Origin of the sequence: Micromonospora sp. NPDC050417 (genome assembly GCF_044458865.1) — a bacterium.
Classification (GTDB): domain Bacteria; phylum Actinomycetota; class Actinomycetes; order Mycobacteriales; family Micromonosporaceae; genus Micromonospora_G.
This window is the reverse complement of sequence record NZ_JBITIH010000012.1, coordinates 144,335-170,482: the sequence shown is the minus strand read 5'-3', so window position 1 is coordinate 170,482 and position 26,148 is coordinate 144,335. Positions and strand designations below refer to the sequence as shown.

Genomic DNA, 26,148 nt, shown 5'->3' with positions numbered 1-26,148 from the left:
CCTCAGACCTGGGCGCGGTCCAGGCTCTCGGCCGAGGTGGGCTGCGGGCGTCCCTCCGCCGGGTGCTCGTCCTCGGTCGCCCTGGTCGCCGGCACAGCCGTACCGGTCGACGCGTTGACCGCATCGTCCGACGGCGTACTCACCACGGTCACGTCGCGCAGGATGTGGTCAACCTGCTCCTCGCGGATCCGCCGGGCGTGCAGGGCGGCCTCGAAATCGCGCCGGGCCTGCACCGCCTCGGCGTAGACCTGGTCCCGCAACTGCCGGGCCTCCTCCTGCGCCGCGGTCAGCTCGCCCCGGGCCCGGGCCAGCAACTGGGCCGCCTCCTGCTCCGCGACCGCCAACAGCTCACGCATCCGGTCCGGGCCTCGGCGCCCCGCCGTGCCGCCGCCGAGCAGGCCGTGCAGCCGGGCCGCTTCCTGCCGTACGCGCATCAGCTCGTCGTCGGGTGCGGACGTCACGTCGGCCGGCCTCGCCAATGCGGCCAACCGCTCACTCAGGTCCTCCAGGTACGAGTCAACCTGATCCCGGTCATAGCCCATCTTCGCGATGGTGAAGTCCATGCTTTGCCCCCCAGGCAGCGTGTCTTCCTTCCCATCTGATCCTCGCCAGCCCACTGGCCCATCGGGGCAGAATCGCAAAATTATTCATCATTCGAGCGGCGCTGCCGGCAAGACGCCGTCACCGCTGCGACAGCCGCGACGAACTGCCACAATGCCGCGGCCCGGGGCCGGTTCAACCGTTTCCGGGACACCGGCCCGAGCCGGAACCGTCTAGCGCCGCCGGGGCAGTACCGCGACTCGACCGAAGAACTGGTCGATCCGGCGCACCGCACTGTTGAAGTCGTCCAGGTCGATCGGTTTGGAGACATAGGCGTTCGCCTGGAGGGTGTAGCTGCCGATGATGTCGGTGTCCGCGTTCGACGTGGTCAGCACCACGACCGGGATCGTCCGCAGGTCCTCGTCGCCCTTGACCGCGCTGAGCACCTGCCGCCCGTCCATTCTCGGCATGTTGAGATCCAGCAGGATCACGTCCGGACGGATCGCGGCCGAGTGCCGTCCCTCCCGACGGAGGAACTCCATCGCCTCCTGGCCATCGCTGACCACGTCGATGGCCTTCTGCACGTCGGAGTCGACGAGGGCCTCTTCGATCATCAGCACGTCGCCGGGGTCGTCATCGACGACGAGGATCCGGACCGGAGCGGTGGTGTGGACGCCCATGCGTACCTGCCTAGGGTTGGCGGGGAGGGAACTGAGGCAGCGGTGCCGCCGATCCTCACACGCATCGGTCGATTGCCCTGCCGCCAGGGTACGCGCCGAGTGCCGAAACAACCTCGTCCCCCGTGTCGGTTTCCACTTTGCTCAACCGGTCGCCGCGTACCGGTCCCACCGGCAGTGGTGAGACGCCGGGCGGCCGGCTCCGGGAATCCCGGAACCGGCCGCCCGGCAAACTGTCAGCTCGATGCGGTGGGCTGCAGCAACTCCGCTGGAACCCCGCTACCGGACGTGCTCCGCGCCTGGTCCGCGTCGTCCGGCTCACCCGTGTCCGGTGGTTGGAACAGATAACGGACGAAGTCGACCCCGGGTTCGTTGTCGTCCGCGCCCGGCCACTGCCCCACCGAGTCGACACCGATCACCTCTCGGCCCGCCTCGTCCACGTCCTCCACCAGCGCCCAGACGGTGACCGGATAGGAACGCGTGACATCCGGAGCCACACGCCAACGCGAATACCATCCGGGACGGGCGGGGACGATCTCGATGATCCGCCTCATGACGACCTTCCTTCCGCGAGCATTCGGAAGTCTGACGGTCCAGCTCGATCATGGGCCTCCGCCGGGTGAGGCACCCTCACCCGAGCGGAGTGACTCCCGCCCGGACGTGCGGCGCCCCGCCGGGCTGTGCCGTTTCGGTCGTCCACCCGACGGGAAGGCGCAGGGCATGAGCGGAAAGCAGATGGAGGGCGACAACCAGCGACGCCGCGCACTCGCCCGGCAGGCGCGTCAGCGCGGGCAGCGGCCGAGCGGCGCCGGCGCGACGCTCGGCTCCTCCAAGCAGCTTGAGAGCCTGGAACAGGCCCGCCGGGACGGGCCGCCGGAGGCGGGTCCCCGCAAGCCGGCCGCCGACCGGGCCGGACTGGAACCGGCCTCGGTGCCGTCGCCGGCACCACCCGCGTGGCCACTGCCGGACCCGGAACAGGGTGACGTCGGGGGCGCCACGAACGTCGCCGTGATCCAGTACCGCGACCTGGTGAGCGATGTCGGCCGCCGCGCCGGGGTCGACTTCGACCAGGCCCGCGCCGCCGCCGAGGCCACCGTACTGGCGCTCGCCGAGGCGCTGGACGACGCTGGACGAGAGCGGTTACTGGACGCCCTGCCGAACGAGTTGCACAACGGCGCGTCCGGCACCGCCGCCCGTCGGCACGACATCGCCGGTTTCCTCGACGAGGTCGCCCGGCTCAGCCAACGGACGCCGGAGCAGGCGCGGTACCAGGCGCAGGCCACGTTGAGCGCTCTCGCCGACCGCGACCGCGACCTGGTCGACTCGCTCGATCTACCGATCGACCTGCAGGATCTGCTCGGCCCACCGCCGGCCGGTGGTGGGGTGGTCAGCCCGAGCGGGCAGACCGCCCCGCTGACCGGCGACGAACTCCGGGCTGCCCTCGCCGACCTGCCCTACTGGTCGGGTGACCAGCGGTCGCTGCGCCGGACCATCGAGTTGCCGCCCGAGAACCTGGACCGGGTGCTTGGCCGACTGGCGGCGCTACGACCGGAGAACGGCCGAGGTCCGAGCATCGGTCGGGAGAGTCCCAGTACGGCGGTGATCACCGTACGCACCACTCGGGTCGGCGCGGTGACCGCGCTCGACATCGACCTCGCCCGGCAGGTCGACGACGCGATCGACGAGGCCGGTGCCGGCCTGAGCTGAGTCGACCGACGCCGGTCGGCAGGCCCTGAAGTGGGTCCACCGACCGGCGTACCGGGCCGTCAGCTACCGCCGGTGAGGGTGACCGTGTCCACATCGAAGAGCGCACCGGAGCCGCCGGTGTAACGCAGGAACAGCGCACCCGACGCCGAGGCGGTCAGCGTGGTGGAGACGGTACGGAAGGTCTCCCACCCGCCGGTGTTCGGCACCGCCACGGAACCGAGCAGGGTGCCCGTCGCCGATCCCGAACGGATCTGGATGGTGCCGCCGGCACCGGCCGACGAGATCCGGGCCGAGAAGCCGGTCCGGCCCGTGGTGCTGACGGACGCGTACCCGGTCCAGTCGCCGTTGTCGACGTAGCCGACCGTTGCGCCGCCGCTGGCCGCGCCCTTGCCGACCACCTGTACGCCGGACTGCGAGCTGAACGCCTCGGCCTCGACGGTCACCTGACCGCCGCCACCCCCACCGGGTGTGCAGGCGGCCGGAGCCCAGCCCGCCGCGTACCTGATCCCGCCGAGCAGGTGGGCCCGGAAGGCGGCGTCGGCGTACGAGGCCTGGGTGTGCCCGAAACCGGTGTAGAACGCGCGCCCGCTGGACTGTGGGTGGCACCAGGCGATCGGGTGGTCCCCCATGGTCCCGCCGGAGTAACTGGACTCGGTGAGGCTGGCCAGCACCCGAACCTGGGACCGGGGGTTGGTCCGGTAGTTGTACCACTCGTCGGTGCGGGTCCAGGTCTGCGGCAGGTGCGCGGTGGCCGCGTGGGTGCGGTCCTCCACGTTCACGTTGGCCTGCTGGATCGCGGGGTGCGAGGCGAACCAGGCGCCGACGAGTTGGCCGTAGTACGGCCAGTCGTACTCGGTGTCGGCGGCGGAGTGCACGCCGACGAAGCCACCCCCGGAGTTGACGTACGACTCGAAGGCGGTCTGCTGCCCGGCGTTGAGCACGTCGCCGGTGGTGTTGAGGAAGACGACGGTACGGAATCGGGCCAGGTTGGTGGTGGTGAACGCGGTGGCGTCCTCGCTGGCGGTGACGGTGAAGTTGTTGGCCGCACCGAGGTCACGGATCGCCTGGATGCCGACCGGGATGGCGTCGTGCCGGAAACCGGCCGTCTTGGAGAAGACGAGCACCTGGTAGGCGGGATCGGCGGCCTGGGCCGGACCGGCGGTGGCGGCGACTGCCGTACCGGCGAGGAGCACGCCGGAGGCGGCGACCGCCAGCGCACGACGGATCGGGAGTTTCATGTTCGGCCTCTCTGGTGGGAACGGGGTGGGGGTGTGACCGGGCGGGGGCGTGCGCCGCCACGCTGACCGCCGATCACGGGGGTTTGGTGCCGATCGGGGGGCGGTTGCCGGTGGACCACCCCGGACGGACTGGCGAGTCGGAGGGACGGGTCGGTCGCAGGGGTGGACGGGGCGGGCGGGCTAGGGGACGCGGATCGCGGTGGCACGGGCGGCCGCGACTGGTGGACTACCCACGGAGGTGGGGTCGGCAATCACCCGATCGACGACCACCCCCGCCGCGCCACGGGCAGCGGCGGTGAAGCCGAGGTCAGAGGCGACGAACCGGCAGTGGGCCGCTCGGCCGGCCACCGCCAGCCGGTCCAGTTCCGGTCGGGCGGCCGGGATCAGCCACTCGGCCAGCGTCGCGAAGTACCCGCCGAGCACGAGCACCCGGGGGTTGACCAGGTTGACCAGGATCGCGCCGCCGAGTCCGAGCCAGCGTCCGACCTCCGCGACGGCGGCCAGTGCGACCGGGTCGCCGGCCGCCAGCCGGCGGTGCAGTTCCGCGACCCGCTCCTCGGGCACCCGCGACGGGCCGGAATCCAGGCCGTACGCCCGGTCCGGGGTGATCGCGCGGACCAACTGGGCCAGCCCGACCTTCGTCTCCCAGCAGCCGGTACGGCCGCATCCGCAGCGCCGGCCGGCCGGATCCACCGGCAGGTGACCCACCTCGCCGGAGAAGCCGTCGGTGCCGCGTAGGAGACGTCCGTCCGAGATCACCCCACCGCCGACGCCCACCTCACCGGTGAGGTAGACCAGATCGCGGGTGCCGGCCGCGACGCCGTAGGTGTGTTCGGCCAGGGCGGCGAGGTTGGCGTCGTTGTCCACCACCACGCGCAGGCCGGCCGGGAGGGCGGCGACCAGCCGTGGCCCGAGTGGCAGGTCATGCCAGTCGAGGTTGGGGGCGAGCACGACCGCACCGTGCGCGACGTCGATCAGTCCGGGCACCGCGACCGTCACCCCGACCGGTACGGCACCGCAGCGATCGAGGTCGCGCAGCGCCTCCCGGATCACCTCGGTCAACGCGGCCACGCACCGGTCCGGTCCGCCCGCCGTCGCGTCGAAGGCGATCCGACGCTCGACCAGAACCCGGCCGGCCAGGTCGGTGGCGTGTACGCCGATGTAGTCGACGTTGATCGCCACCCCGAGCGCACCGACGCCGGCCCCGTCGAGTGCCACCGCCCGGCCGGGTCTGCCGGCGGTGCCGGAGTACTCCAACCCGGTCTCCCGGACCAGTTGCCGGGCCAGCAGTTCGTCGACCAGGCTGGAGACGGTTGCCTTGTGCAGGCCGGTGCCGGCGGCGATGGCGGCGCGGGAGCGGGGGCCGTGGGTCCGCAGGTGGCCGAGTGTCCGGGAGAGGTTCGCGCGTCGCAGCGACAACTGGTCGCTCGGTGCGCTCGCCGGGCGGAGCGGACCGGAGCGCGGTGCAGTGGACATCGCGGCCCCTGATTCGTCTATGGGTCCGCCTAACCAACCATGCGACGCATATCGATATCAAGGGGTGACCGTCATGGATCCCTCACTATTTTGAAACCTGCCGATAACTCATCGTCCGTGGGACCGCGGACACGTCGGTGCGGGCGGCCACACCGGCACCGGTTAGCGTGCAGCGGTGGCGAGGCAACCCCGGCCCGCGGCCCGTTCCGGTGCCGCGACGACCGAACTTCTGATCGACCGGTTCCGGCCGGCCGGACGGATCCTGCTCGCCGAGGGCGTGCCGCAGTCGTACGTCGACCTCGACGACCCGACGTACCTGCACTTCGACTACGTGCGGCGGATGGCCTCGGTGGTGGACGCGGCGTCCCCCGGCGGTGCCCCGCTGCGGGTGCTGCACCTCGGCGGCGGAGGCTTCACCCTGCCCCGCTACGTGGCGGCCACCCGACCCGGCTCGGCCCAGACCGTGGTCGAGCGCGACGCCGCCCTGGTCACCCTGGTCCGACGCGAACTGCCACTACCCACCGACGACATCCGGGTACGCGTCGCCGACGCGCGAGCCGCCCTCGAAAGCGAAGCCGACGGCGGCTACGACCTGGTGCTGGCGGACGTCTACCAGGCGGCGCGGATGCCCGAACACGTCGCGAGCGTGGAGTTCGCGACCGAGGCGGCGCGGGTGCTCCGCCCGGACGGGATCTACCTGCTCAACCTGACCGACCTGCCACTGTTGGCCTTTTCCCGGGTCCAGGCGGCCACCCTGCGCGCCGTCTTCGCCGACGTGGCCCTGATCGCCAGCCGGGCGATGCTGCGCGGCCGGCGGTACGGCAACGTCGTGCTGGCCGCCGCCACCCAGCCGGAACGGCTACCGGTGGCCCGGCTGGCCAGCCGGGCGGCCCGCGACCCGGTGCCGGGCGGGGTGTTGCACGGTGCCTCGCTGGACCGGTTCGTCGCCGCCAGCCGGCCGGTGACCGACGCCCCGACCGGCACTGGCTGACCCGTCGACCACCGCTGTGGTCAACGGGCACCGACACGGGTCGGCAGCTCCGGTGACTCACTCTCCAGCGGTACCGCGTTGGACGGCACCAGGCCGAGTTGGACCGCCGGTCGGGACATGGTCGCGTCGAGCAGCCAGTCCGCAGCCACCCGGACCCGGTTGCTCGGCAGCGCGAGCAGGTGATAGCCCCGGGTGACCGCCTTCGCCACCAACCCCGCCAGCGGCACCTGCAACGGGTTCGCCGCCGCGTCCCGGCCCCCGAGATCCACCACGAACCCCAGGTCGTGGTGGCGGTACGCCCGGCGCCGGCCCTGCCCGTACGAGGCGGCGATGTTGTGCGCCACGAGTTTGCCCTGCCGCTCGGCGTGCTGGGCGGTCATCGGGGTCACCTGCCCCGGCCGGGTCAGGTCGGGTACGGCGGCAGCGTCGCCACAGGCGTACACCTCGGGGAAGCCGGGTACGCCGAGGAACTCGTCCACGGTCAACCGGCCCCGTTCGGTGGAGAGCCCGAGGTTGGCGACGAGCGGGTCGGGGCGTACGCCGACGCACCAGATCAACGACCGGGTGGGCACGTACTCGCCGTCGCTGAGCCGTACTCCGTCCGCGGTCGCCTCCTTGACCGACGTACCCATCCGGACGTCGACCCCGCGCTCGTCGAGCACCCGTTTCGCGGTCGTCGACATCCGCTCGGCGAGTTCGGGGAGCACCCGGTCGGCGACATCGAGCAGCATCCACCGGGGGCGCGGGCCGAACCCGGGGCGTTGCGCGATCAGCCGGTCGGTGAAGAGCTGTCCGTGCGCGGCGACCTCGGTGCCGGTGTATCCGGCACCGACCACCACGAAGGTGCTCCGGGCCGTCCGCTCCCGATGGTCGTCGGTGGTCTCCGCCAGTTCGATCTGGCGGACCACGTGATCGTGCAGGAAGACCGCCTCGGGCACGCCCCGGAAGCCGTGCGCGTGTTCGGTGACGCCGGGAATCGGCAACAGCTTGTTGACGCTGCCGACGGAGAGAACGAGTCGGTCGTAGGCGACCTCGTCCCGGTCGCCCTCGGGCGGATGGAACCCCACCCGGCGTCCCCGCAGGTCGACCCGGTCAACCTCACCGATGATGACCCGCACGCCCGGGAGCGTGCCGGTGAGCGGCACGGTGATCCGGGTCGGTTCGATCACACCGGCCGCGACCTCGGGCAGCAGGGGCAGGTAGAGGAAGTAGTCGGTCGAGTTGATCAGAGTGATCTCGGCCCGGCCACGGGCGAGCCGGGACAGGCGTTTCGCCGCGTGGTACCCGGCGAAACCGGCCCCTACGATCACGACGCGCGGTGTGGTCATAACCAGTGCCGTTCCCGGGCACAAGCGGGACAAACCTCGGCTGGTGGACCATTGACGACCGGCCCCGCAGGCGCCGACCACCGACCGGAGCCATTGACACTCATCACGTTGATTGATGACGATGATCTCATGTCATCTGACGAATCCCACGGCCCCGCGCCCACGAAGCCGTCCCGCCGTACCTTCCTCTCCGCCGCCACCGTCACCGCCGCGGCGGCTGTCGCCGTTCCGCTGGCCGCCGACCCGGCGCGAGCTGGCGGGCACGGCGCGGACGACGGCCCCGGCCGGCCGGTCCGGCCGCAGCCACCCGACCGTGAGTTGCGCCGGCTGCTGGCCGAGGTGGACCAGCGGCGGATCGAGGCGATCGTGCGGCGGCTGGCCGCGTTCGGGACCCGACACACCCTGTCGAGCCAGGACGACCCGGTGCGCGGCATCGGGGCCGCCCGAGACTGGATCCACCAGCAGATGCAGAGCTACGTGGCGGGCTCCGGTGGCCGGCTGACGGTCGAGCTGCAGTCGTACATCCAGCAGCCCGCGTCCCGGATCCCGGTCCCGACCCGGATCACCAACGTGGTCGCCACCCTCCGGGGCACCACCTCACCCGAACGGGTGTACGTGATCACCGGCCACTACGACTCCCGGTGCACCGACGTCATGGACGCCACCAGCGACGCGCCCGGCGCGGACGACGACGCCTCCGGGGTGGCGGTGCTGATGGAGTTGGCGCGGGTGATGTCGACCCGCCCGATCAAGGCGACCGTCGTCTTCGCCGCCGTCGCCGGCGAGGAGCAGAACCTTTACGGCTCGACCTACCTGGCCCAGCAGTACAAGGCCGCCGGTACGGATATCCAGGGCATGTTCAGCAACGACATCGTCGGCAGCAGCAGGGCCGACGACGGCACCCGGGACCCGAAGTCGGTGCGCCTGTTCGCCGAAGGGGTGCCGACTTCCGAGACGCCGGGCCAGGCGAGCACCCGCCAGTCGGTGGGCGGCGAGAACGACTCACCCTCGCGTCAGCTCGCCCGCTTCGTCGGTGACGTGGCGGAGAACAGCGCCACCGGCATGGGCGTACGGGTGATCTACCGGCGGGACCGCTACCTGCGCGGTAGCGACCACATCGCCTTCCTGCGCGAGGGCTGGCCGGCGGGTCGGTTCACCGAGCCGAACGAGGACTTCGCCCACCAGCACCAGGATGTCCGGGTGGTGGACGGCAAACAGTTCGGCGACCTGCCCGAGTTCTGCGACTTCGGGTACATCACCCGGGTGGCCAAGGTCAACGGCGCGGTACTCTGGTCCCTCGCGCAGGGACCGGGTACGCCGAAGCGGGCGACCATCGTGACCACCAACCTGACCAACGACACCGAGCTGCGCTGGGAGCGCGGCACCGAGCCGGACCTGGCCGGTTACGAGGTGCTCTGGCGGGAGACGACGGCACCGGAGTGGACCCACGCGATCGAGGTCGGCGACGTCACCACCACGACCATCAACCTCTCCAAGGACAACGTCTTCTTCGGCATCCGGGCGGTGAACCGGGACGGTTACCGCAGCCCGGTCGCCTTCCCCCAGCCGGGGAGCTGAGACCGGACCGGCCCAGTCGACTCCCCCGAACGACCGGGGCGCCCCACCGCGATCGAACCGGCGGTGGGGCGCCGATCTCCCGGAGCATCGTCGACCGCTCAGGCCGCTCCGCCCGAGTGCAGTCCACCACGACGCCGGGCGGCGAGGCCACCGGCGGCGAGCACGGCCAAGCCGGTGTACGCGGTGACCACCACGACGGAGGCCAGGACACCGACCGAGGTCACCGCGACCACCAGGACCACGATGGCGCCGCCGGCCACCAGACCCGCGCCCGGCACGCCCAGGAGGCGCAGCGGCCACCACATCCCGAGCGGAACCGCCAGCGTGTGCAGGGCGAGCAGGAACATCCCGAGACCGATGTTCGCGTCCGGACCCGGCGAGACGGTCCCGACCAGGGCGGCGACCGCATGCCCCAGCGCCCAGACGGCACCGCTGACCACTGCGGCGGCGAGGGCGCCGAGCGCGGCTTGACGGGGGCTGGAGAGGGTTCGCTCGACAGGTTTCATGGCGACGATTCTCGTCCGGTACGTGCCGGAACACCTGAGTCGCGGGGCTCACCCAGGACCGTAAGCACAGGCGCGTGGCGACCCCGTACACCGGTAGTCGAAACACGCCAACCGGGGTAATGAAAAGCTTGTGGGTATGAGTTCCGAGAGCGTACGGCCCGATCCAGTAGCCCCCGTCGATCACAGCGGCACCGACGACGGGTCCGGCACCTTCGCCGATCTGGGCTTGCGGGCCGAACTGCTCGGTGCCCTGGCCGCCCTCGGCTACGAGGAGCCGACCGCGATCCAACGGGAGACGATTCCGCCCCTGCTGGCCGGCGGCGACCTGCTCGGCCAGGCGGCCACCGGCACCGGCAAGACAGCCGCCTTCGCCCTGCCCCTGCTGCACCGGATGCCCGCCGAGCGCCGTTCCGGCGACCCGTCGGCACTGGTGCTCGTACCCACCCGTGAGCTGGCCGTGCAGGTCTCCGAGGCGATCCACCGCTACGGCCGGGAACTCGGCGTACGGGTGCTGCCCATCTACGGCGGGCAGCCGATCGGCCGGCAGTTGCGGGTGCTGGACGGCGGGGTGGACGTGGTCGTGGCCACCCCGGGGCGGGCTCTGGACCACATCGCCCGGGGCACGCTGCGACTGGGTGACCTACGCACGGTGGTGCTGGACGAGGCCGACGAGATGCTCGACATGGGCTTCGCCGAGGACATCGAGGCGATCCTCGCGCAGACCCCGGAGCAGCGACAGACGGTGCTCTTCTCCGCCACCATGCCGGCCCGGATCGACGGGATGGCCCGCCAGCACCTCCGCAACCCGGTACGGATCGAGATCGGCCGGCCGTCTCCCGCCTCCGGCAGCGCTCCCCTGGTCCGGCAGACCGCGTACGTGGTGGCCCGGGCGCACAAGCCGGCCGCGCTCGGCCGGGTGCTCGACGCCGAGTCCCCGACCGCCGCGATCGTCTTCTGTCGCAGCCGGGAGGAGGTCGACCGGCTCACCGAGACCATGAACGGCCGGGGCTACCGGGCCGAGGCGCTGCACGGCGGGATGAGCCAGGAACAGCGCGACCGGGTGATGGGCCGGCTGCGCACCGGTACCGCCGACCTCCTGGTGGCGACCGACGTCGCCGCGCGCGGCTTGGACATCGAACAGCTCACCCATGTCTTCAACTACGACGTGCCGTCGGCGCCGGAGTCGTACGTGCACCGGATCGGGCGGGTCGGCCGCGCCGGGCGGCAGGGGGTTGCGATCACCCTGGCCGAGCCGCGCGAACACCGCATGCTCAAGACCATCGAGCGGGTCACCGGCCAGCGGATCTCGATCGACAAGGTACCGACCGTCGCGGACATGCGAACCCGACGGCTGGAGCTGACCCGGGCCGCACTCCAGGAGAGCCTCCTGGAGGACGACCTCGATCAGTTCCGGGTGATCGTCGAGACGCTGGCCGACGAGTTCGACGTGATGGAGGTGGCGCTGGCGGCGGTGAAGCTGGCCCACGAGGCGGCCGGCGTGCCGGTCGACGACGAGGAGATCCCGCACGTGACGCTCCGCACCGAACGGGGCGAGCGGGACGGCCGTGGTGCCCGGGACGGCCGTGGCCGGGACGCCCAGCGCCCCGGCCGGTCCCGCCAGGGCGGCATGACCTGCCTCTTCATCGGGGTGGGGCGGCGGTCCGGCATCCGTCCGCAGGACCTGGTCGGCGCCATCACCGGGGAGACCCGGGTCAGCGGGCGGGAGATCGGTTCGATCGAGATCGCCGACCGGTTCTCCCTGGTCGAGGTGCCGCAGGCGGCTGCGGAAGAGGTGATCAGCCGGCTGCGCGGCACCACGATCAAGGGCCGTCGGGCGACCGTACGCCGGGACCGGGACGGCGCCCGCGAGTAGTGCCGATCAACCGTGGTGGCACGGGCCGGCCTGGCGCGGCCCGTGCTCAGCGAAGGACCCGGCGGCGCCCGCCCGGTCGCCCGCCGCACGAGGTGAGAACCCGAGGGGCGGTACGCGGCCTCCGGGCAGGTTCGGTCGGTCGCACGGCCGCCACCGCCCTGGCTTCGACCGGTGGTTCCGGCCCCCGCAGCACCTCGACGATCTCGGTGATGACCCGTCTGGCTTCGGGGATCGGGGTGAGCACCCAGTCGTGCAGCATGCCGGGGTACTCGTGCAGGGCGATGTCGGTGCCCTGCTCGGCCGCGAGTTCCCGGAGGCGTCGGGCGTCCGGGTTCAGCACGTCCCGGGTGCCGGTGAAGAGGGTCACCCGGCCCAGGTCGTCCAGGGGGCCGTTGATCGGACTCACGTGCGGCACGGAGGGCAGGTCCGGGAGCGCGTACAGGTGACCGAGGGACCTCAGGTGCGCGGCGTTCAGCAGCGGATCCCGGCGCGCCACCGCGGAGATGTCCGGGTTGCTCATGGTCGCGTCGAGCCATGGCGAGAGCAGCACGAGGTCGCCGGGGCGGGCGGTGCCGTCCGGCAGGGACTGCACCAGCGCCAGGGCCATGCCGGCGCCCGACGAGTCGCCGACCACCGCGAGCCGATCCGCCGCGCCCCGCGCCGCGATCCGCTGGTAGAGCCGGATCAGGGTCGGGAAGATGTCGCGGTGCCCGTACTCCGGGGTGAGCGGATAGATCGGCACGGTGACGGTACGGTCGGTCCGCTCGGCGAGGCGGGCGATGAGGTTCCAGTGCCCGACGGTGATCTCGGTGGCGTACGCACCGCCGTGCAGGTAGACGAGCTGCCCGGCGGCGCCGCCGGAGGCCGGCGTGAGGACGTACGTGGGCCAGCCCTCGAAGTCCTGCCGGTCGACGTCGACGTGCCGCAGGATCGGCGGTCGGTGGCCCTGGGGATCCCTCGGCGCGGCCGAGACGCCGATGAAGCGTTTCGGGGCGAACTGCCACCGCTTGACCCCGGCGAGGGTCAGCGACACGGTGAGGATGCGGCTGCTGAGGCTGTGCATGGTGGGCGGTTCCTTCGTCTCCACGGGGTCAGAGCGGGTTGGTGCGCGGGCCGTTCCGGGCCGGCCGGGCGGTCACCCGGCGCGGCTCCGACGTCGGGCCGACGATTCCCGCCAGCGGTCACGCAGCCGCACCAGCCCACGTCGCGGCCGGTCGGCGAGGCGTTTCGCCCACGGGAACTCGCGGCCGAGCAACGAGAGTCCGGCGAAGATGGTCAACCAGCCGGGGCCGGGCAGCACCAGCATGAGCAGCCCGGCCAGGATGATCACGCCGCCGGCGACCGCGATGCCGATCCGCCGCAGGGCCCGCCCGCGACCGGTGCCGCCACCGTGTCGCGGGCGGTGTCCGGGGCGGTCGCCACCTCGTGGGGCGCGATGGCCCGGCCGGCCTCGACGCGACATCATCCCCGGCACGCCGCGCCGCTGAGACCAGGTGTGTGCGGTCCCGGGCCACCTGGCCACCCGTTCTGCGACGGCCCGCTGGGGCATGGGGAACAGGAACGGGATGACCGCCACGATCGCGCCGGCGACGATGCCGTCGAGCCAGTAGTGGTTGGCGGTGGCGACCACGACGGTCAGGGTGATGGCCGGGTGGAGCAACCAGAGCCAACGCCATCTCGTCCGAGTGGCCACGATGAGCCCGGTCGCGACCAGCAGCGCCCAGCCGACGTGCAGGGAGGGCATGGCGGCGTACTGGTTGGTGAGGTCGTCCGCGCCCGGCGGTCCGTAGACCGAGGGTCCGTAGCGGGCCGCGGTGTCGACCAGGCCGGTGCGGGCGAGCATCCGGGGTGGGGCGAGCGGGACGAGCAGGTGTACGACCAGCGCGGCGCCGGTCAGGGCGGCGAGACTGTTGCGGGCCCAGCGGTAGTACCCGGGGCGGCGCAGGTAGAGCCAGACCAGGAAGGCCACGGTGGCGGGGAAGTGCAGGTAGGCGTAGTAGCTGTTGGCGGCCCGGATGAGCGGCTCGCTCTGGGACATCCAGTGCTGAACGGTCGCCTCGTTGGGCAGGTGGAGGGTTCGCTCCAGGTCCCACACCCGGTGGCCGTTGGCCATCGCGGCGGGTACGTGTCCGTCCGCGAGCAGCCGGCCCAGGTTGTACCCGGCCCAGAGGGTGGCGACGAGGAGCAGTTCCCGCAGTGCGTGGGGGCGGGTCGCCCGCCGGTGTGCCGGGGCGGGACCGTACCGTCGTGCGATCCGGATCCCGTCGGTGGCGAGGGTCGACGGTGCGACGTCGAGGAGATGCCGCGCGGGCGCCGGGCCGAGCTGTGTGAGAGGGGCAGCGCGAGACATAGCCGTCGTCCTTCTGGGGTCGTCCGTGGTTGTTCGTCTGTTTCGCCGGCTGGGCGGCGCCAGCCGGGTCTGGCCGGCCGGCCACTTCCATCGCCGCGCGACGCCCGGCTCAACCGGTCGACGGCGTGACTGCGCGCACTGGTCCCCCACCGAGATCGACGTTGACTCCCCGCTAGCCACTTCGGAAGAAGAAGTGACCTTCGTTCAGCTAGCGAGACTACAAGTTGTAACACCCCAGGTAGCAGCCCCGATGCCGAAGAGTTCCCCACGCCACACTCGCTTGCGCTCTCGCCACCGACTACGAACAGGTGATCAACCGGAGAAGCGGACCCGCTCCCCCGGCCCGGCCACGGGCAGAACTCACTCCCACCCGATGTAGTCCTCAAGGAACGCGGCACCGTGCGCCGGGGAGGCGAAGAGCCGTTCCAGCCGGGCACACTGGACCCGATGCAGGAACGGTGCCTCCCGGGTGCCCAGGCCAGGGGTATTGACCAGGTCCATCACCCGGCCGACGAACTCCTGCGCTCGCCAGATCCGGGTCAGCCGGCTGTCGGAGTAGGCGTCCAACCGGGCTGACGTGCCGCCGGTGAATCGCTCGACCAGCGCCAAGGCGAGTTCCTCGGCATCGGCAAGGGCGATGTTGAAGCCCTTGCCGATGACCGGAGGCACGACATGGCCGGCGTCTCCGACCAGGAAGAGCGACCCGTACCGCAGCGGAGCGCAGACCAGGGAACGCATTCGCAAACTGCTGGTGGAGAGAATCGGCCCCTCGTGCAGCGGCCACGACTCGTCCAGCGCCAACCGGACCCGGATCTCCTTCCAGATCCGTTCATCCGGCCAGTCCGCCCGACCGTCCTCCCGAGGGCACTGGAGGTAGAACCGGCTCATCGCGGGCCCCCGGGGAACGTACACACACGCGCCGGACTCGTGGATCGCGTTGACCGTGGAATCGCTCGACGGTGGCGCCTCGGCGAGCACCGCCAGCCAGGCGTAGTCGTACTGGTACTCGTAGGTCCGCAACACGGATCGGGGAATGGCCGCACGGGTGAGCCCGTACTCGCCGTCGCCGCCGACCACGATGTCGCACGACAGTTCGGACGGGGCGGCCCCGGCGCCGCCGTCGAACCGAATCCGCGGGCGGTCGCCGTCGAGGTCGGTGACGGCCAGCGCGGACGTGTCGAACCGCAGGTCGCCGCCGGCGGTGAGGAAGGCGTCGATCAGGTCGCGGACCAGGAACTGCTGGGGGTAGAGGTGGGGCATCCGCCCACCCGCGAGCGGGGCGTAGACGAGCGGATATCGACGCCCTCCCATCCGGAACTCGATCCGGTCCTCGACCGCCCCGGTCGCCAAGAGCCCGGCGGCGAGGTCGTGCCGGCGCAGCAGCTCGACCACCCGGTGCTCGACCCTGGCGCCCCGGACCCGCTGTTCGACGTACGAGCGGTCGCGGCGCTCCACCACCACACAGTCGATCCCGGCCCGTTGCAACAGGACCGCGACGAGCATGCCGGCCGGACCCGCGCCGACGATCCCCACCCGGGTACGGTCGCTCACACGGCACCACGTGGTCCGGTGGCCCCGGTACGGCCGACGCGCCGAGTAGGCGGGAGCTGTCCTCGCACCCCAGTCGGATGTCCCTGAAATCCGACCACCGGCAAAGGGTGGACGGGCGTGACGTATCCCGAATCCGGTTCGGCCGGCGAATCGATTTCCCGCTCATCCCAGCGGCCCGTGGAGTCATGCACTCCGGCCGGGGCGAGTAGTGAATCAAAGCCGAACCGGCCGCGAGAATGACACTCTCCCGAGCGGGTCACTTCCGCCCCACGCGTGCAGGAAGAGCTGGTCAGGCGGATTGCCGAGAAGGGCAGCCACAGAAAACCGTCAGGCACAGACGTAACGCCCTTCTGGCAGTCCTGCCCGGTCGAGTAACACGACTCTGGCAGCACCATGGCGGTTTACTTGCCATTTTGCGGCCGTCTGTGGATCAGCGAAGCGCCACAGAAATTCTCACGTGCCCGATCACGTGTGTCAATCCCTCAATCATCCTGACCGACTCGCCGCACGAATGACGTACATTTTCCGGCCATACTGACCACATCGGGACCGGAAAGGCCCGACCAGCGGGTCAGCGCCGAGCGGGTCACCAACTGGCGGGCGACTCCGCGGGCATCGGCACCTGGACGAAGACCGCCCCGCGCAGGTCCAGCCACGCACTGGTGGGCGTACGCACCAACCGCATGACCACCTCCTCGCAGCCCGGGCAACGGGCCACCAGTCCAGGTGCGTGCTGGTAGACCCGCATCTGGGCGATCGGCCCGGTCAGCCCACAGTTGGCACACCGTCCGGTCGCCGCGGTGAGGTCGACCGCGAAGAGTTCACGCATGGGGCCCGCGAGCATGTTGCCGTCGGTGTAGTCCTGGTCGGCCATCTCAACCTCCGGTGGGGCCGAAGCGCTCGGTCTTCACCCGACGCGAGTCGTGACCGAGGGCGACGAGGATATCGGCGACGGTCTCGACAAAACCCGTCGGACCGCAGACAAAACAGGTCGGTTCGAGCTCAGCCGGCCAGCCGTGGCTGTTGACGTCGGCGACCCCGATCCGGTGCGCGTCCGAGGACCAACCGTCCGGGACTTCGCGGGTGTAGACGTACGACACGTCCAGGCCGCCGTCGTCCCGGGATCGCTGGCGCAACTCGTCGGCGAAGTAGGCGTCCCGGGGCGTGCGTACCGAGTAGATCAGTCGGAACGGCACCCGGCTGCCCGCGGCCCGCCGGGCCCGGACCATCGCCATCAACGGCACGATCCCGGAACCGCCGGCGACGAGGAGGACCGGCGCCGGGTCGGCGGCACGCCAGACGAACCAGCCCCCCACCGGGCCACGGATCTCCACCGGGTCGCCGACGGAGAAGACGTCGATCAGGTACGGCGAGACCTCGCCGTCGTGCACCCGCTGCACGGTGAGCTCGATCCGGTTGCCGGACGCCGCCGAAGCGATCGAGTACGAGCGTTCGGCGCGGTAGCCGTCGGCGGCGGTGAGCCGGACGTCGACATGTTGACCCGGCGTGTGGCCGGGCCAGTCGGGCACTTCCAGCACCAGCGTACGGGCCGTGCCGGTCTCCTCCCGGGACTCGACCAGCTGGGCCACCCGCCAGCTGGCGCCCCGGTTCAGTCGCCCTGGTACCGCTGCTCGCGCCACGGGTCACCGTAATCGTGATAGCCGGCGGTCTCCCAGAAACCGGGCTCGTCGGTCAACATCAACTGGATCCCCCGGACCCACTTGGCCGACTTCCAGAAGTAGAGGTGCGGCACCAGCAGCCGGGCCGGGCCGCCGTGCTCAGCCGGCAGTTCGCCGCCCTCGTACTGGTGCACCAGCCATGCCTGACCGTCGAGCAGGTCCTCCAGCGGCAGGTTCGTCGTGTACCCGCCGTACGAGTGCACCAGCGCGTAGTCGGCGGCGGTCTCCACCTCGGCCAGCAGGGTGTCCAGGGAGACTCCCTTCCAGTTGGTCTGGAGCTTCGACCACCGGGTGACACAGTGGATGTCGACGGTAGGGGTCTCGTTCGGCAGGGCCAGCATCTCCGACCAGGACCAGCGGTGCTCCGCCCCGGCCTCGGTCGTCACCACGAACTCCCACTTGTCCAGGGACACCCGGGGGGTCGGGCCGGCCGAGAGCACGGGAAAGTCCTCGGTGAGGTACTGCCCGGGTGGCAGCGACGGCTGTGACGACCTGGGCCGACCCTGGAAGCCCGGCGATACGATGCCCATCCGCTACTCCTATCACCTTTCCGGCGACGCCGGATCGGGTTCGCGGTACGCGATCGTATAGGAGTTCCGGTGCCGTCCGGGACACGGCTACTTCGTGGTCCCCTCCGTTGCGCCGTCCGACGTGAAGGCACCGCTATCGGCCTCGGTCTCCAGGTAGACGTGCTGGTGTCCATGTCCCGCGTCAATGTTGATCTGGTCGAGTTGGGCTGCGGCGATCGACCACGCGGTGGCGGCGGCCGTACGTTGCCGAGTCGCCAGGTCGATCACACCGCGCTGTGCCGCGGCCGGGAGCGTACCCACCAGGGCGTAGGTGTCCAGCGCCGTGGACAGGCCGTCGACGGCAGCTCGCAGGCCGCCTCGGGCGACGTTCGTGGCGGTGGTGCCGGACGGGCTCTCGGCATGCCGCTCCACCGCCCGCCGCATGCTCTGCTGCCAGCCGGCGACCTTGTCCGGAGCAGCGGGTTGCCCGGACTTCATCGCGGTGTCCAGTTCGGACAGGACCGGGCCGAGTTCGTCCCGGGTGGTACGGGCCGCCGTGGTCAGCTGGGCGATCTGCTCGACATCCCGCCGCGCCTCGGCCTCCCGCAGCTCGTTGACGGCGGCCTCGGTGCCGCTCGGCTTGTCGGCCACGGCGTAGCCGATTCCGGCTCCGACAAAACCGGCGAGCACCACCGGCAGGATCATCACGAAGACCAGGTTGCCGATGCTGGGGCGCCGGCTTGGCGTTGCCTTGGTGTAGGAGGGTTTACCGGTCCTGCGGGACATGTCCGTTCCTCCCGGGGCATCGACCACCGCACGCACGTTGCGTAGAGGTTACGGCTTTGTCGCGAGGCCGTCCATTGCCGAGAAGACACCGACCGAACTTCCGTCTGTTTCGACAGAAGTCGATGTCGGCGGGGAACGGCTACCGCTTCCGTGCCCGGCCGCCGGGCATCAGCGACGGCTCGACCAGGTCCCGGAAGTCCCGGGGCAGCTGACTCATCACCTCGTCGAACTCGCCGCCGGTCACCGCCTCCCGTGTCGTGGTCAGCACGGCCCGTACCCCGTTGCGTGCCAACGCGGGGTCGACGTTCGCGCGCCCGGCGACCCGGTCGACGAACTCGGACACGCCGAAACGCTCCGCGCGGTTCGGCGGGTTCTGCATCAGCGCCTGTAGCGGCTGGGGCAGTTGGGCGGCGAGATCCATCGCCTCGCCACCGGTCAACCGGTCGGCCAGCACCTCCAACGTGCTCTGGCACAGGTCGACCGCGATCTCCGGATCAACCTCGGCGCGCTGGGCGACCATGTCGATGAAGGTGTCGTAGTTCATGGTGGCTCCTCCCTGGCCCCGCCCGGCCGGCGACGCGTGCCGGGCGGGTACCCGGGCCCAACGCGGCGAAACGAGGGTCACCGGCGACGACTCCCCCGAAGGATCCGTGCCGGGGCCGGAGCGACGCGTGATCTCGGCAAAGTGGGGTAAACGCTGCGTCGGCAGAACCAGACGACCGGCGAGGAGCGGGACAACCATGGTTACCAACGCCGAAGTGCTGCGTTACCTCACCTCACTCGACTTCCCCGCCAGCAAGGACGACATCGTCGCGGAGGCCGACCGGGCCGGTGCGCCGCAGGACGTGCTCCGCGCACTGCGCGCGATGCCGCCGGTCGATTACGGCAACATCGACGAGGTGGCCCGCTCCGCACACACCAACCCCCACCCCGAGGTGACACCGGCGGACCTGGCCGCGCGGGCCCGGGACCGCAAGCACCCACAGGTGGCCCGGCACCTGCGCCAAAGCTGACCGGTGCCCGCCGCCGGACCCGTGGACCAGCGACGTTGACCCGGACCAGGCCACGCCGGGAGCCGGTGCGGTCGTCGGTGCTGCTCGGCATGATGGGCGTGGCGGCGACCTGTGGTGCGGTGCCGGTGGGCATCTTCGACGCCGCGGTGCTCGGCCCGCTCGTCGGCTGGGACTGTGCCGCGCTGTTCTACCTCGTCTGGGCCCGGGCGCGGCTCTGGCCGCTGGACCCGGACGAGACGGCCCGGTTCGCGCTGCGCGCCGACTCGAACCGCGGCCTGCGCGACTCGCTGCTTCTCTTCGCCTGCCTGGCCAGCCTGCTGGCGATCGGTGTCGTCCTGACCCGCGCGAAACCGCTGGACGGCTTCCCCGAGCAGTTGCACATCGCCCTGGGCATCATCAGTGTGCTCTTCTCCTGGGCGGTCATCCACACCGTCTTCGCGGGCCGCTACGCCCGGCTCTACTACACCGGCACCGACGGCGGGGTGCGGTTCAACCAGCAGTCGCCGCCGCGCTACACCGACTTCGCCTACCTGGCCTTCACCCTGGGCATGACCTTCCAGGTCTCCGACACCCCGCTGAGCAGCCCGGTGATCAGGCGTACGGCGCTGCGGCACGCACTGCTGTCGTACCTGTTCGGGGCCGTGATCATCGCCTCCACGGTCAACCTCATCGCCGGTCTGGCCCGCTGACCGGGGAGGCGACACGGCACCGGACGAGGTGCCGGCCACGACAGGCATGGCCGGGACACCACGCCCGACGAAACTCCGACGACCAGCATCCGAACCGAACGCGTTCGCCGGATGGCGGAGGCCCGACCGAACCGGTTGGGCGGTGCCGCCACGGCCATCGTACGAGTTGAGATCATCCGAACGGCGGTAAATACCATAATTGTGGGCGATCGCACGTACGATCGGGCATCATGCGGCGATTTGTCGGTAGCTGTCGTCGAGATCCACTATCGCCAACGCGCCGACCAGCCACGCCAGCTTCTCCGATTCCCTGCTGCCGGCAAGGTCTGCCAGGTCATCCGCGGACCGCCCCAGGCCCAGTCGTCGCGCGGCGGTGAGCGCGCGACGGTCAGCCGACGGCGGCACCTCCCGCCACAGCGCCTGGACCTCACGGAAGAACAGGTCGACGACCTCGTCGTCGACGGCCGGCAGGCGCTTGAGCGCGGCGCGTTCCCGGACGGCGTCGTACTTCGCCACCACGCGGAGCCGCCGCAGGTCACCCCGGTACCGTTCGGTGACCAGCGCGGCCAGGTCACCTAGCCGGCGGGCCAACTCGTCCGCGTCACGGCGACCACACGAACGCAGTGTGGCGGCCCGGTTCTCTTGCGGCGACCGGCTCATCCGCGCCGCGCTCTCCCACCCCTGGTCACGCAGCGCCTGGGCGGTCTGCGCCGCCCGACGAGGATCATCCGCGCGGCGCAACAGGATCGAGAGGTAGAGCAACTGGAACAACGCAGCGGGATTGTTGGTGACCCGGAACCCGTACCGGTCGGCGAAGCCCCGACCGGTACCGGCGAGCCGCCGTACGAACCGCTTCTTGTCTTCCCAGCTCATCGTGGTCGCCATGCCGTGCGACTACCCGAAACAGCCTCGACCACGCCGATCGAGTGCGGTGACCGCCTCGGTCCGCGCCGCTACGCTGACCGGAACCGGTGACGCACCGGCGCGGAGGGAGACGTCTCCAATGAACTGGACCCTGGAGGTCGTGGTGGTACCGGTGTCGGACATCGACCGGGCCAAGGCGTTCTACGCCGAACAACTCGGCTTCACCGTCGACCACGACACCCGGATGGGTGACCACGTGCGGATCGTCCAGCTGACGCCACCCGGATCGGGTTGCTCGGTGGTGATCGGCAGGGGAGCCGTGCCGGAGATGGCCCCCGGTTCACTCAGGGGCCTGCAACTGGTCGTCCCGGACATCCACAAGGCCCATGCCCAGCTTCTGGAGCGCGGGGTGAAGGTCAGCGAGGTCCAGGTGTTGGGCGAGAACCCCACCCCCACCCCGGACCCACTGGACAACGTCGGCTTCGTGTTCTTCGAGGATCCGGACGGCAACGGCTGGGCCGTACAGCAGATCTCCAACCGGGGTTAGCACACCAACGTCGGGGTCACGGCCGTTCGCTCGGCGTTGTCGGCCCGACCACCAGTTCCTCCTCGACCTCACCCCGCCACCAGCCCGGGCGGCAACGCCAGGTCCGGGAGAGGGAGGTACGCGATGCCCCGCCCACGGCAGGCACTGCTGAGCCGACAGCGGATCATCGAGACCGCCGCCAACCTCATCGACGCCGACGGACTCGGCGCCTTCTCCACCCGCCGGCTCGCTTCCGAACTGGGTGTACGCGGACCATCGCTGTACAACCACTTCGCCACGAAGGACGAGATCCTCGACGCGGTCGCGGACAGCATCACCGCCCAGATCGACGTATCGTCCTTCGGCCGTGGCGACGACTGGCGCGACGCGCTACGTCAGTGGGGGCTCTCCTACCGGTCCGCGCTCGCCGCGCACCCGAACATCGTGCCGCACCTGGCGCAGGGACCCGGGCGCCGCCCGGGCGCCCTCGCGATGGCCGACGCGGTCTACGGCGGACTGGTCGACGCGGGCTGGCCGCCGGCGCGGGCCACCCACATCGGCGCGCTCATGCGCTACTTCGTCACCGGGTCGGCGCTCGGTTCGTTCGCCCGGGGATTCGTCGAGGACCCCGGCTTCTACACCGAGCAGTACCCGCACCTGGCCCAGGCGCATCGGCTCGCCGAGCATCAGCGCAGCGTCGACGAGGGCGCCTTCGCGCTCGGCCTGGACGCGCTGGTCGAAGGGCTCTCCCACACGTACGAACGGGTCGTCGGAACGCTGCCGCCCCAATGATCCCCGACCTGTCGCGCATCGACGGGTACGGCGGCGTCAGGTCAGCCGGGCAGGCCACCCGCGCGGGGCGGGTGCGCACTAGAGTCAAAACTTGCAGCGCTAGTTTCCGTCGACGCGAGGGACCCCGATGGACCTGACCCGCACCGCCTTCTACCTCGACGGGCGATGGGTCACCCCCGCCGCCACCGACACCATCCCCGTCGAAAACCCCGCCACCGAACAACTCCTCGGCACCGTGCCGGCCGGGACCACCGGCGACGTCGACCGGGCCGTCGCCGCCGCACGTACCGCCTTCGACAGCTGGGCGGCCACCGATCCAGCGGACCGGGCCGCCGCACTCGACCGGCTGCACGCCGCGCTCGCGGCCCGGACCGACGAGATCGCCCGTACCGTCGCCCTGGAACTGGGCACCCCGCTCAAGGTGGCAACCCGCATCCAGGCCGGACTCCCGCTCGCCGTCCTGCGCAGCTTCGTCGAACTCGCCTCCGAACCCCCCGCCAGCCAGGTCATCGGCAACTCGCTGGTGGTACGCGAACCGGTCGGCGTGGTCGGCGCCATCACCCCGTGGAACTACCCGCTGCACCAGGTGGTGGCCAAACTCGCCCCGGCCCTGGCCACCGGCTGCACCGTCGTCCTGAAGCCGAGCGAGCTGACGCCACTGGTGGCGTACCTGCTCTTCGACGCCATCGACGAGGCCGGCCTGCCGCCGGGCGTGGTCAACCTGGTCACCGGCACCGGTCCGGTGGTGGGCGAGGCGATCGCCGCACACCCGGACGTCGACCTGGTCTCCTTCACCGGCTCGACCACAACCGGACGGCGCATCTCGCACCTCGCCGCCGACCGGATCGCACGCGTCGCCCTGGAACTTGGCGGAAAGTCCGCCAACGTCATCCTCGACGACGCCGACCTCGCCACCGCGGTCAAGGTCGGCGTCGGCAACGCCTTCCTCAACTCTGGACAGACCTGCACCGCCTGGACCCGGATGCTGGTCCACCGCAGCCGCTACGACGACGCCCTCGCGCTCGCCGCCCGTGCCGCCGACGGCTACCGGCTCGGCGACCCGTTCGACGCCGCCACCCGGCTCGGCCCACTGGTCTCCGGCACCCAGCAGCAGCGGGTGCGCGAACACGTCACCCGGGGCCTTGCCGACGGCGCGCGGCTGGTCAGCGGCGGGCCCGACGCGGCGGTACCGGACCGGGGCCACTTCGTCGCGCCGACAGTGCTCGCCGACGTCGACCCGGACAGCCCCCTGGCCCAGGAGGAGATATTCGGCCCGGTCCTGGCCGTGATTCCGTTCGACGACGACGACCACGCCGTCACCATCGCCAACAACTCCCGGTACGGACTCGCCGGAGCGGTCTGGTCCGGTGACGACAACCGGGCCCTGGCGGTCGCCCGGCGGATGCGCACCGGGGCGGTCGACATCAACGGCGCGCCGTTCAACCCGCTCGCCCCGTTCGGCGGCTACAAGCAGTCCGGCATCGGCCGGGAACTGGGCACCTTCGGACGTGAGGAGTTCCTGCAGACCAAGGCGATCCAACGATGAGGGCGCCGCTGGCCCGGGGCGGGGCACCCGCTCGGTGGTCCTGTAACAGTGCGGGTCCTCACCGGCGGGTCCGGCACGTCGAGCGGACCGCACCACCCACCCGACTACGTCACCTGCGGCAGTCGCAGGACCGATCCCGGATGGATGGTCACGTCCGTGGCGACCAACCGGGTGGCGGTCGCCGCCGGCTCGCCGCTGCCGGTGTTGCGGGCGAAGCGCGGATGGGCACCGCCGCTGATCTGCAGCCGCAACCGGTGCCCGGGACGGAACCGGTGGGCGGTGGAGCTCAACCCGATCGTGACCTCCACCGGGTCGTCACCGGTGAACACGGGCAGCCGGAGCAGCCCGTCGCAGACGTTGCTGGAACGGCCTGATTCGTCCACGTCGCAGAGCCGGGCAAAGATGTCGATGCTGCTGCCCGCCTTCGCGGCCACCCGCAGCTCGACGCTCACCGGCCCGATCACCTCGAACGGCTCGCCCAGCACACTCGTGGTGAAGGTCAGCACGTCGGGGCGGGCTTCGAGTTTCGTGTTGTCGCGAACCCCTGCGGTCCGGGAGAGCAGTGGCCCGCCGACCGAGGGCGTCGGGTTGGCCGGGTCGTAACGGAACGAACCGATCGGACCGGACGCCTCCGGCGGGGCGTCCGCCAAGCGCCCCGCGTCATCGCCCGAGCCGGCCCCCAGCTCCCCGGCACCGCGGTACGGGTAGAACGCGCGGGTCACGGCGGGCGGCGGCCAGTCGGGCAGGTCGCGCCACTCGTCCACGCCGCCGACATGCACCCGGACGCGCGACTCGCGCAGCCCGGACCGGTCGCCGGTGATGTGTGCCCGCAGCCAGGCGACGCTCTCGGCGAGCACCATCGGGCCGTCCACCTCCAGCATCGAGGTGTGCGTCCACGGGCCGATCAGCAGGGATGTCGGGCAGCCCGCCCCCCGCAGTCGGGCGTACTGCTGGAGGTTCTGGTCGAGGAGGAGGTCCTGCCAACCGGCGATCACCTTGGTCGGCACCTCGAGCCGCTCGGCCGTCGCACCGAGGTCGGTGCCGCGCCAGAACGGGGCGTCACGGTCGGGATTGCGCAGCAGGCCGTCGATGTAGGGCACCCGCTGCCCGACCACGGGCACGTACGCGTCCATGATCGGCAACGAACGGACGACGCTGGACAGCTTCCGCCGCAGCCGGCTCACGGCCCTGACGAAACGCAGCGCGCCCCGGCCCTGATGCACCATGGCGACTGCGGCGATCAGTGAGTTCTCCAGTGCGAACGCCCCGCCCGGATAGGTCGTCGAGTACGGGTCGTGAGCGCCGACCTGGACCACGAGGGCACGCAGCTCCGGCGGCGGATCCACCGCCATCGCCCATTGCACGTAGGCGAGGTAGCTCAGTCCCACCATGCCGAAGTCGCCGCTGAACCAGGGCTGCTTTCGCAGCCAGGCGACGGCGGCCAACCCGTCGTCGGTCTCGTCGAGCCACCAGGTGAACTCGCCACCCGACCCGGCCGTGCCACGGCAGCTCTGCAACAGCACGTGGAAGCCGTACGACGCGTAGGCGAAACCGAACAGTGAGGCGAAGGGAAAACCGCGACCGTACGGCGAGCGGATGAGCAGTGTGGGGAACTCGCCCTCGGTCAGCGGCTGGTAGTGGTCGGCCAGCAGTGGCGTGCCGTCGGCGGCGGGCACGGTGATCCGCCCCGAGTAGCCGACCTCGTGCGGTCCGACCCCACGCCGGTTCAGACGGCGCAGTACCCGGATGTGGCGGGGCAGTGGACCGGGGGTGAGGCGGGTGGCGGGCGCGGTCATGGCTGGCCTCCTCCTGTCGAGAACACTTATCGTACAACGTACTGGAATACGTTGGCCAACCGGCCCTCGACCTCGAACCGCACCACCCGGCCCCGCCGGTCGGCGACGTTGTCCACGCTGGACGAGGGAACGG

Annotated in this window: 26 protein-coding genes; 9 read left to right on the top strand and 17 right to left on the bottom strand. The window is 71.1% G+C overall.

Annotated elements, in window-relative coordinates; genetic code table 11:
• Positions 1–2 precede the first annotated feature (2 nt).
• From ACIBF5_RS17570 to ACIBF5_RS17560, 3 genes are all read right to left on the bottom strand, one after another.
• Positions 3–563: an ATPase gene (locus ACIBF5_RS17570; RefSeq protein ID WP_396812739.1), complete on the bottom strand. Its 561-nt coding sequence runs from the start codon at positions 561–563 to the stop codon at positions 3–5.
• 210 nt (positions 564–773) lie between these two features.
• Positions 774–1,220, bottom strand: coding sequence for a response regulator (locus tag ACIBF5_RS17565; protein ID WP_396812737.1), 447 nt, complete (start codon positions 1,218–1,220; stop codon positions 774–776).
• 233 nt (positions 1,221–1,453) lie between these two features.
• A complete protein-coding gene (locus ACIBF5_RS17560; protein WP_396812735.1) occupies positions 1,454–1,771 on the bottom strand; it encodes a hypothetical protein in 318 nt (105 codons plus the stop codon).
• 166 nt (positions 1,772–1,937) lie between these two features.
• Here ACIBF5_RS17560 and ACIBF5_RS17555 point away from each other — a divergent pair, with 166 nt between their 5' ends.
• On the top strand, positions 1,938–2,924 hold the full coding sequence (locus ACIBF5_RS17555) for a DUF2267 domain-containing protein (protein WP_396812734.1): 987 nt from the start codon (positions 1,938–1,940) through the stop codon (positions 2,922–2,924).
• A 59-nt stretch (positions 2,925–2,983) separates the two neighbouring features.
• Here ACIBF5_RS17555 and ACIBF5_RS17550 read toward each other — a convergent pair whose 3' ends face one another.
• Together ACIBF5_RS17550 and ACIBF5_RS17545 are read right to left on the bottom strand one after the other, a co-directional pair.
• A complete protein-coding gene (locus ACIBF5_RS17550) occupies positions 2,984–4,162 on the bottom strand; it encodes a ThuA domain-containing protein (RefSeq protein WP_396812732.1) in 1,179 nt (392 codons plus the stop codon).
• 180 nt (positions 4,163–4,342) lie between these two features.
• Positions 4,343–5,638, bottom strand: a complete 1,296-nt coding sequence (locus ACIBF5_RS17545) for an ROK family protein (RefSeq protein WP_396812730.1) — start codon at positions 5,636–5,638, stop codon at positions 4,343–4,345.
• A 175-nt stretch (positions 5,639–5,813) separates the two neighbouring features.
• Here ACIBF5_RS17545 and ACIBF5_RS17540 point away from each other — a divergent pair, with 175 nt between their 5' ends.
• Positions 5,814–6,629: a spermidine synthase gene (locus tag ACIBF5_RS17540; RefSeq protein ID WP_396812728.1), complete on the top strand. Its 816-nt coding sequence runs from the start codon at positions 5,814–5,816 to the stop codon at positions 6,627–6,629.
• Positions 6,630–6,649: 20 nt separating this feature from the next.
• Here ACIBF5_RS17540 and ACIBF5_RS17535 read toward each other — a convergent pair whose 3' ends face one another.
• Complete coding sequence (locus ACIBF5_RS17535) at positions 6,650–7,957, bottom strand: NAD(P)/FAD-dependent oxidoreductase (RefSeq protein WP_396812727.1); 1,308 nt, start codon at positions 7,955–7,957, stop codon at positions 6,650–6,652.
• A 129-nt stretch (positions 7,958–8,086) separates the two neighbouring features.
• On the opposite strand from ACIBF5_RS17535, the gene ACIBF5_RS17530 reads away from it, so the two are divergent.
• The gene (locus tag ACIBF5_RS17530) at positions 8,087–9,535 is read left to right on the top strand and encodes a M20/M25/M40 family metallo-hydrolase (RefSeq protein WP_396812725.1); all 1,449 of its coding nucleotides are present in this window, start codon (positions 8,087–8,089) and stop codon (positions 9,533–9,535) included.
• Between the two features lie 98 nt (positions 9,536–9,633).
• Here ACIBF5_RS17530 and ACIBF5_RS17525 read toward each other — a convergent pair whose 3' ends face one another.
• On the bottom strand, positions 9,634–10,041 hold the full coding sequence (locus ACIBF5_RS17525) for a hypothetical protein (RefSeq protein WP_396812723.1): 408 nt from the start codon (positions 10,039–10,041) through the stop codon (positions 9,634–9,636).
• A 136-nt stretch (positions 10,042–10,177) separates the two neighbouring features.
• Between ACIBF5_RS17525 and ACIBF5_RS17520 the strand changes: the two genes are divergently transcribed.
• Entirely contained in the window at positions 10,178–11,914 is a 1,737-nt protein-coding gene (locus ACIBF5_RS17520) for a DEAD/DEAH box helicase (RefSeq protein ID WP_396812722.1), read from the top strand.
• Between the two features lie 46 nt (positions 11,915–11,960).
• Here ACIBF5_RS17520 and ACIBF5_RS17515 read toward each other — a convergent pair whose 3' ends face one another.
• The 8 genes from ACIBF5_RS17515 to ACIBF5_RS17480 form a co-directional block, all read right to left on the bottom strand.
• Entirely contained in the window at positions 11,961–12,977 is a 1,017-nt protein-coding gene (locus ACIBF5_RS17515; protein ID WP_396812720.1) for an alpha/beta hydrolase fold domain-containing protein, read from the bottom strand.
• 72 nt (positions 12,978–13,049) lie between these two features.
• Complete coding sequence (locus ACIBF5_RS17510) at positions 13,050–14,264, bottom strand: phosphatase PAP2 family protein (RefSeq protein ID WP_396812718.1); 1,215 nt, start codon at positions 14,262–14,264, stop codon at positions 13,050–13,052.
• Between the two features lie 360 nt (positions 14,265–14,624).
• Positions 14,625–15,815, bottom strand: coding sequence for a 4-hydroxybenzoate 3-monooxygenase (locus tag ACIBF5_RS17505; protein WP_396812717.1), 1,191 nt, complete (start codon positions 15,813–15,815; stop codon positions 14,625–14,627).
• A 586-nt stretch (positions 15,816–16,401) separates the two neighbouring features.
• Positions 16,402–16,689 carry a DUF6510 family protein gene (locus tag ACIBF5_RS17500; protein ID WP_121153469.1) on the bottom strand — a complete coding sequence of 96 codons (288 nt, stop codon included), beginning with the start codon at positions 16,687–16,689 and terminating at the stop codon, positions 16,402–16,404.
• A gap of 1 nt (position 16,690) precedes the next feature.
• Complete coding sequence (locus ACIBF5_RS17495) at positions 16,691–17,428, bottom strand: ferredoxin reductase (RefSeq protein WP_396812865.1); 738 nt, start codon at positions 17,426–17,428, stop codon at positions 16,691–16,693.
• Positions 17,425–18,024: a sulfite oxidase-like oxidoreductase gene (locus ACIBF5_RS17490; protein WP_396812715.1), complete on the bottom strand. Its 600-nt coding sequence runs from the start codon at positions 18,022–18,024 to the stop codon at positions 17,425–17,427. The genes ACIBF5_RS17495 and ACIBF5_RS17490 overlap by 4 nt, the downstream gene beginning before the upstream one ends.
• Before the next feature lie 87 nt (positions 18,025–18,111).
• Positions 18,112–18,789 (bottom strand): hypothetical protein, encoded by a 678-nt coding sequence (locus ACIBF5_RS17485; protein WP_396812713.1) that lies wholly within the window; start codon positions 18,787–18,789, stop codon positions 18,112–18,114.
• A gap of 139 nt (positions 18,790–18,928) precedes the next feature.
• Positions 18,929–19,333, bottom strand: coding sequence for a DUF2267 domain-containing protein (locus ACIBF5_RS17480; protein ID WP_396812711.1), 405 nt, complete (start codon positions 19,331–19,333; stop codon positions 18,929–18,931).
• A gap of 196 nt (positions 19,334–19,529) precedes the next feature.
• Here ACIBF5_RS17480 and ACIBF5_RS17475 point away from each other — a divergent pair, with 196 nt between their 5' ends.
• Both ACIBF5_RS17475 and ACIBF5_RS17470 read left to right on the top strand, forming a co-directional pair.
• Complete coding sequence (locus ACIBF5_RS17475) at positions 19,530–19,802, top strand: DUF2795 domain-containing protein (protein ID WP_396812709.1); 273 nt, start codon at positions 19,530–19,532, stop codon at positions 19,800–19,802.
• Positions 19,803–19,837: 35 nt separating this feature from the next.
• Positions 19,838–20,491, top strand: coding sequence for a DUF1345 domain-containing protein (locus ACIBF5_RS17470; protein ID WP_396812707.1), 654 nt, complete (start codon positions 19,838–19,840; stop codon positions 20,489–20,491).
• 228 nt (positions 20,492–20,719) lie between these two features.
• Here ACIBF5_RS17470 and ACIBF5_RS17465 read toward each other — a convergent pair whose 3' ends face one another.
• Complete coding sequence (locus ACIBF5_RS17465) at positions 20,720–21,376, bottom strand: hypothetical protein (protein ID WP_396812705.1); 657 nt, start codon at positions 21,374–21,376, stop codon at positions 20,720–20,722.
• A gap of 118 nt (positions 21,377–21,494) precedes the next feature.
• Between ACIBF5_RS17465 and ACIBF5_RS17460 the strand changes: the two genes are divergently transcribed.
• The 3 genes from ACIBF5_RS17460 (at position 21,495) to ACIBF5_RS17450 (ending at position 24,219) form a co-directional block, all read left to right on the top strand.
• Positions 21,495–21,902, top strand: coding sequence for a VOC family protein (locus ACIBF5_RS17460; protein WP_396812703.1), 408 nt, complete (start codon positions 21,495–21,497; stop codon positions 21,900–21,902).
• A 123-nt stretch (positions 21,903–22,025) separates the two neighbouring features.
• Positions 22,026–22,673 carry a TetR/AcrR family transcriptional regulator gene (locus ACIBF5_RS17455; RefSeq protein ID WP_396812701.1) on the top strand — a complete coding sequence of 216 codons (648 nt, stop codon included), beginning with the start codon at positions 22,026–22,028 and terminating at the stop codon, positions 22,671–22,673.
• Between the two features lie 127 nt (positions 22,674–22,800).
• Positions 22,801–24,219, top strand: a complete 1,419-nt coding sequence (locus tag ACIBF5_RS17450; protein WP_396812700.1) for an aldehyde dehydrogenase family protein — start codon at positions 22,801–22,803, stop codon at positions 24,217–24,219.
• A 104-nt stretch (positions 24,220–24,323) separates the two neighbouring features.
• Here ACIBF5_RS17450 and ACIBF5_RS17445 read toward each other — a convergent pair whose 3' ends face one another.
• Entirely contained in the window at positions 24,324–26,015 is a 1,692-nt protein-coding gene (locus tag ACIBF5_RS17445) for a CocE/NonD family hydrolase (RefSeq protein WP_396812698.1), read from the bottom strand.
• Positions 26,016–26,148: the final 133 nt, after the last annotated feature.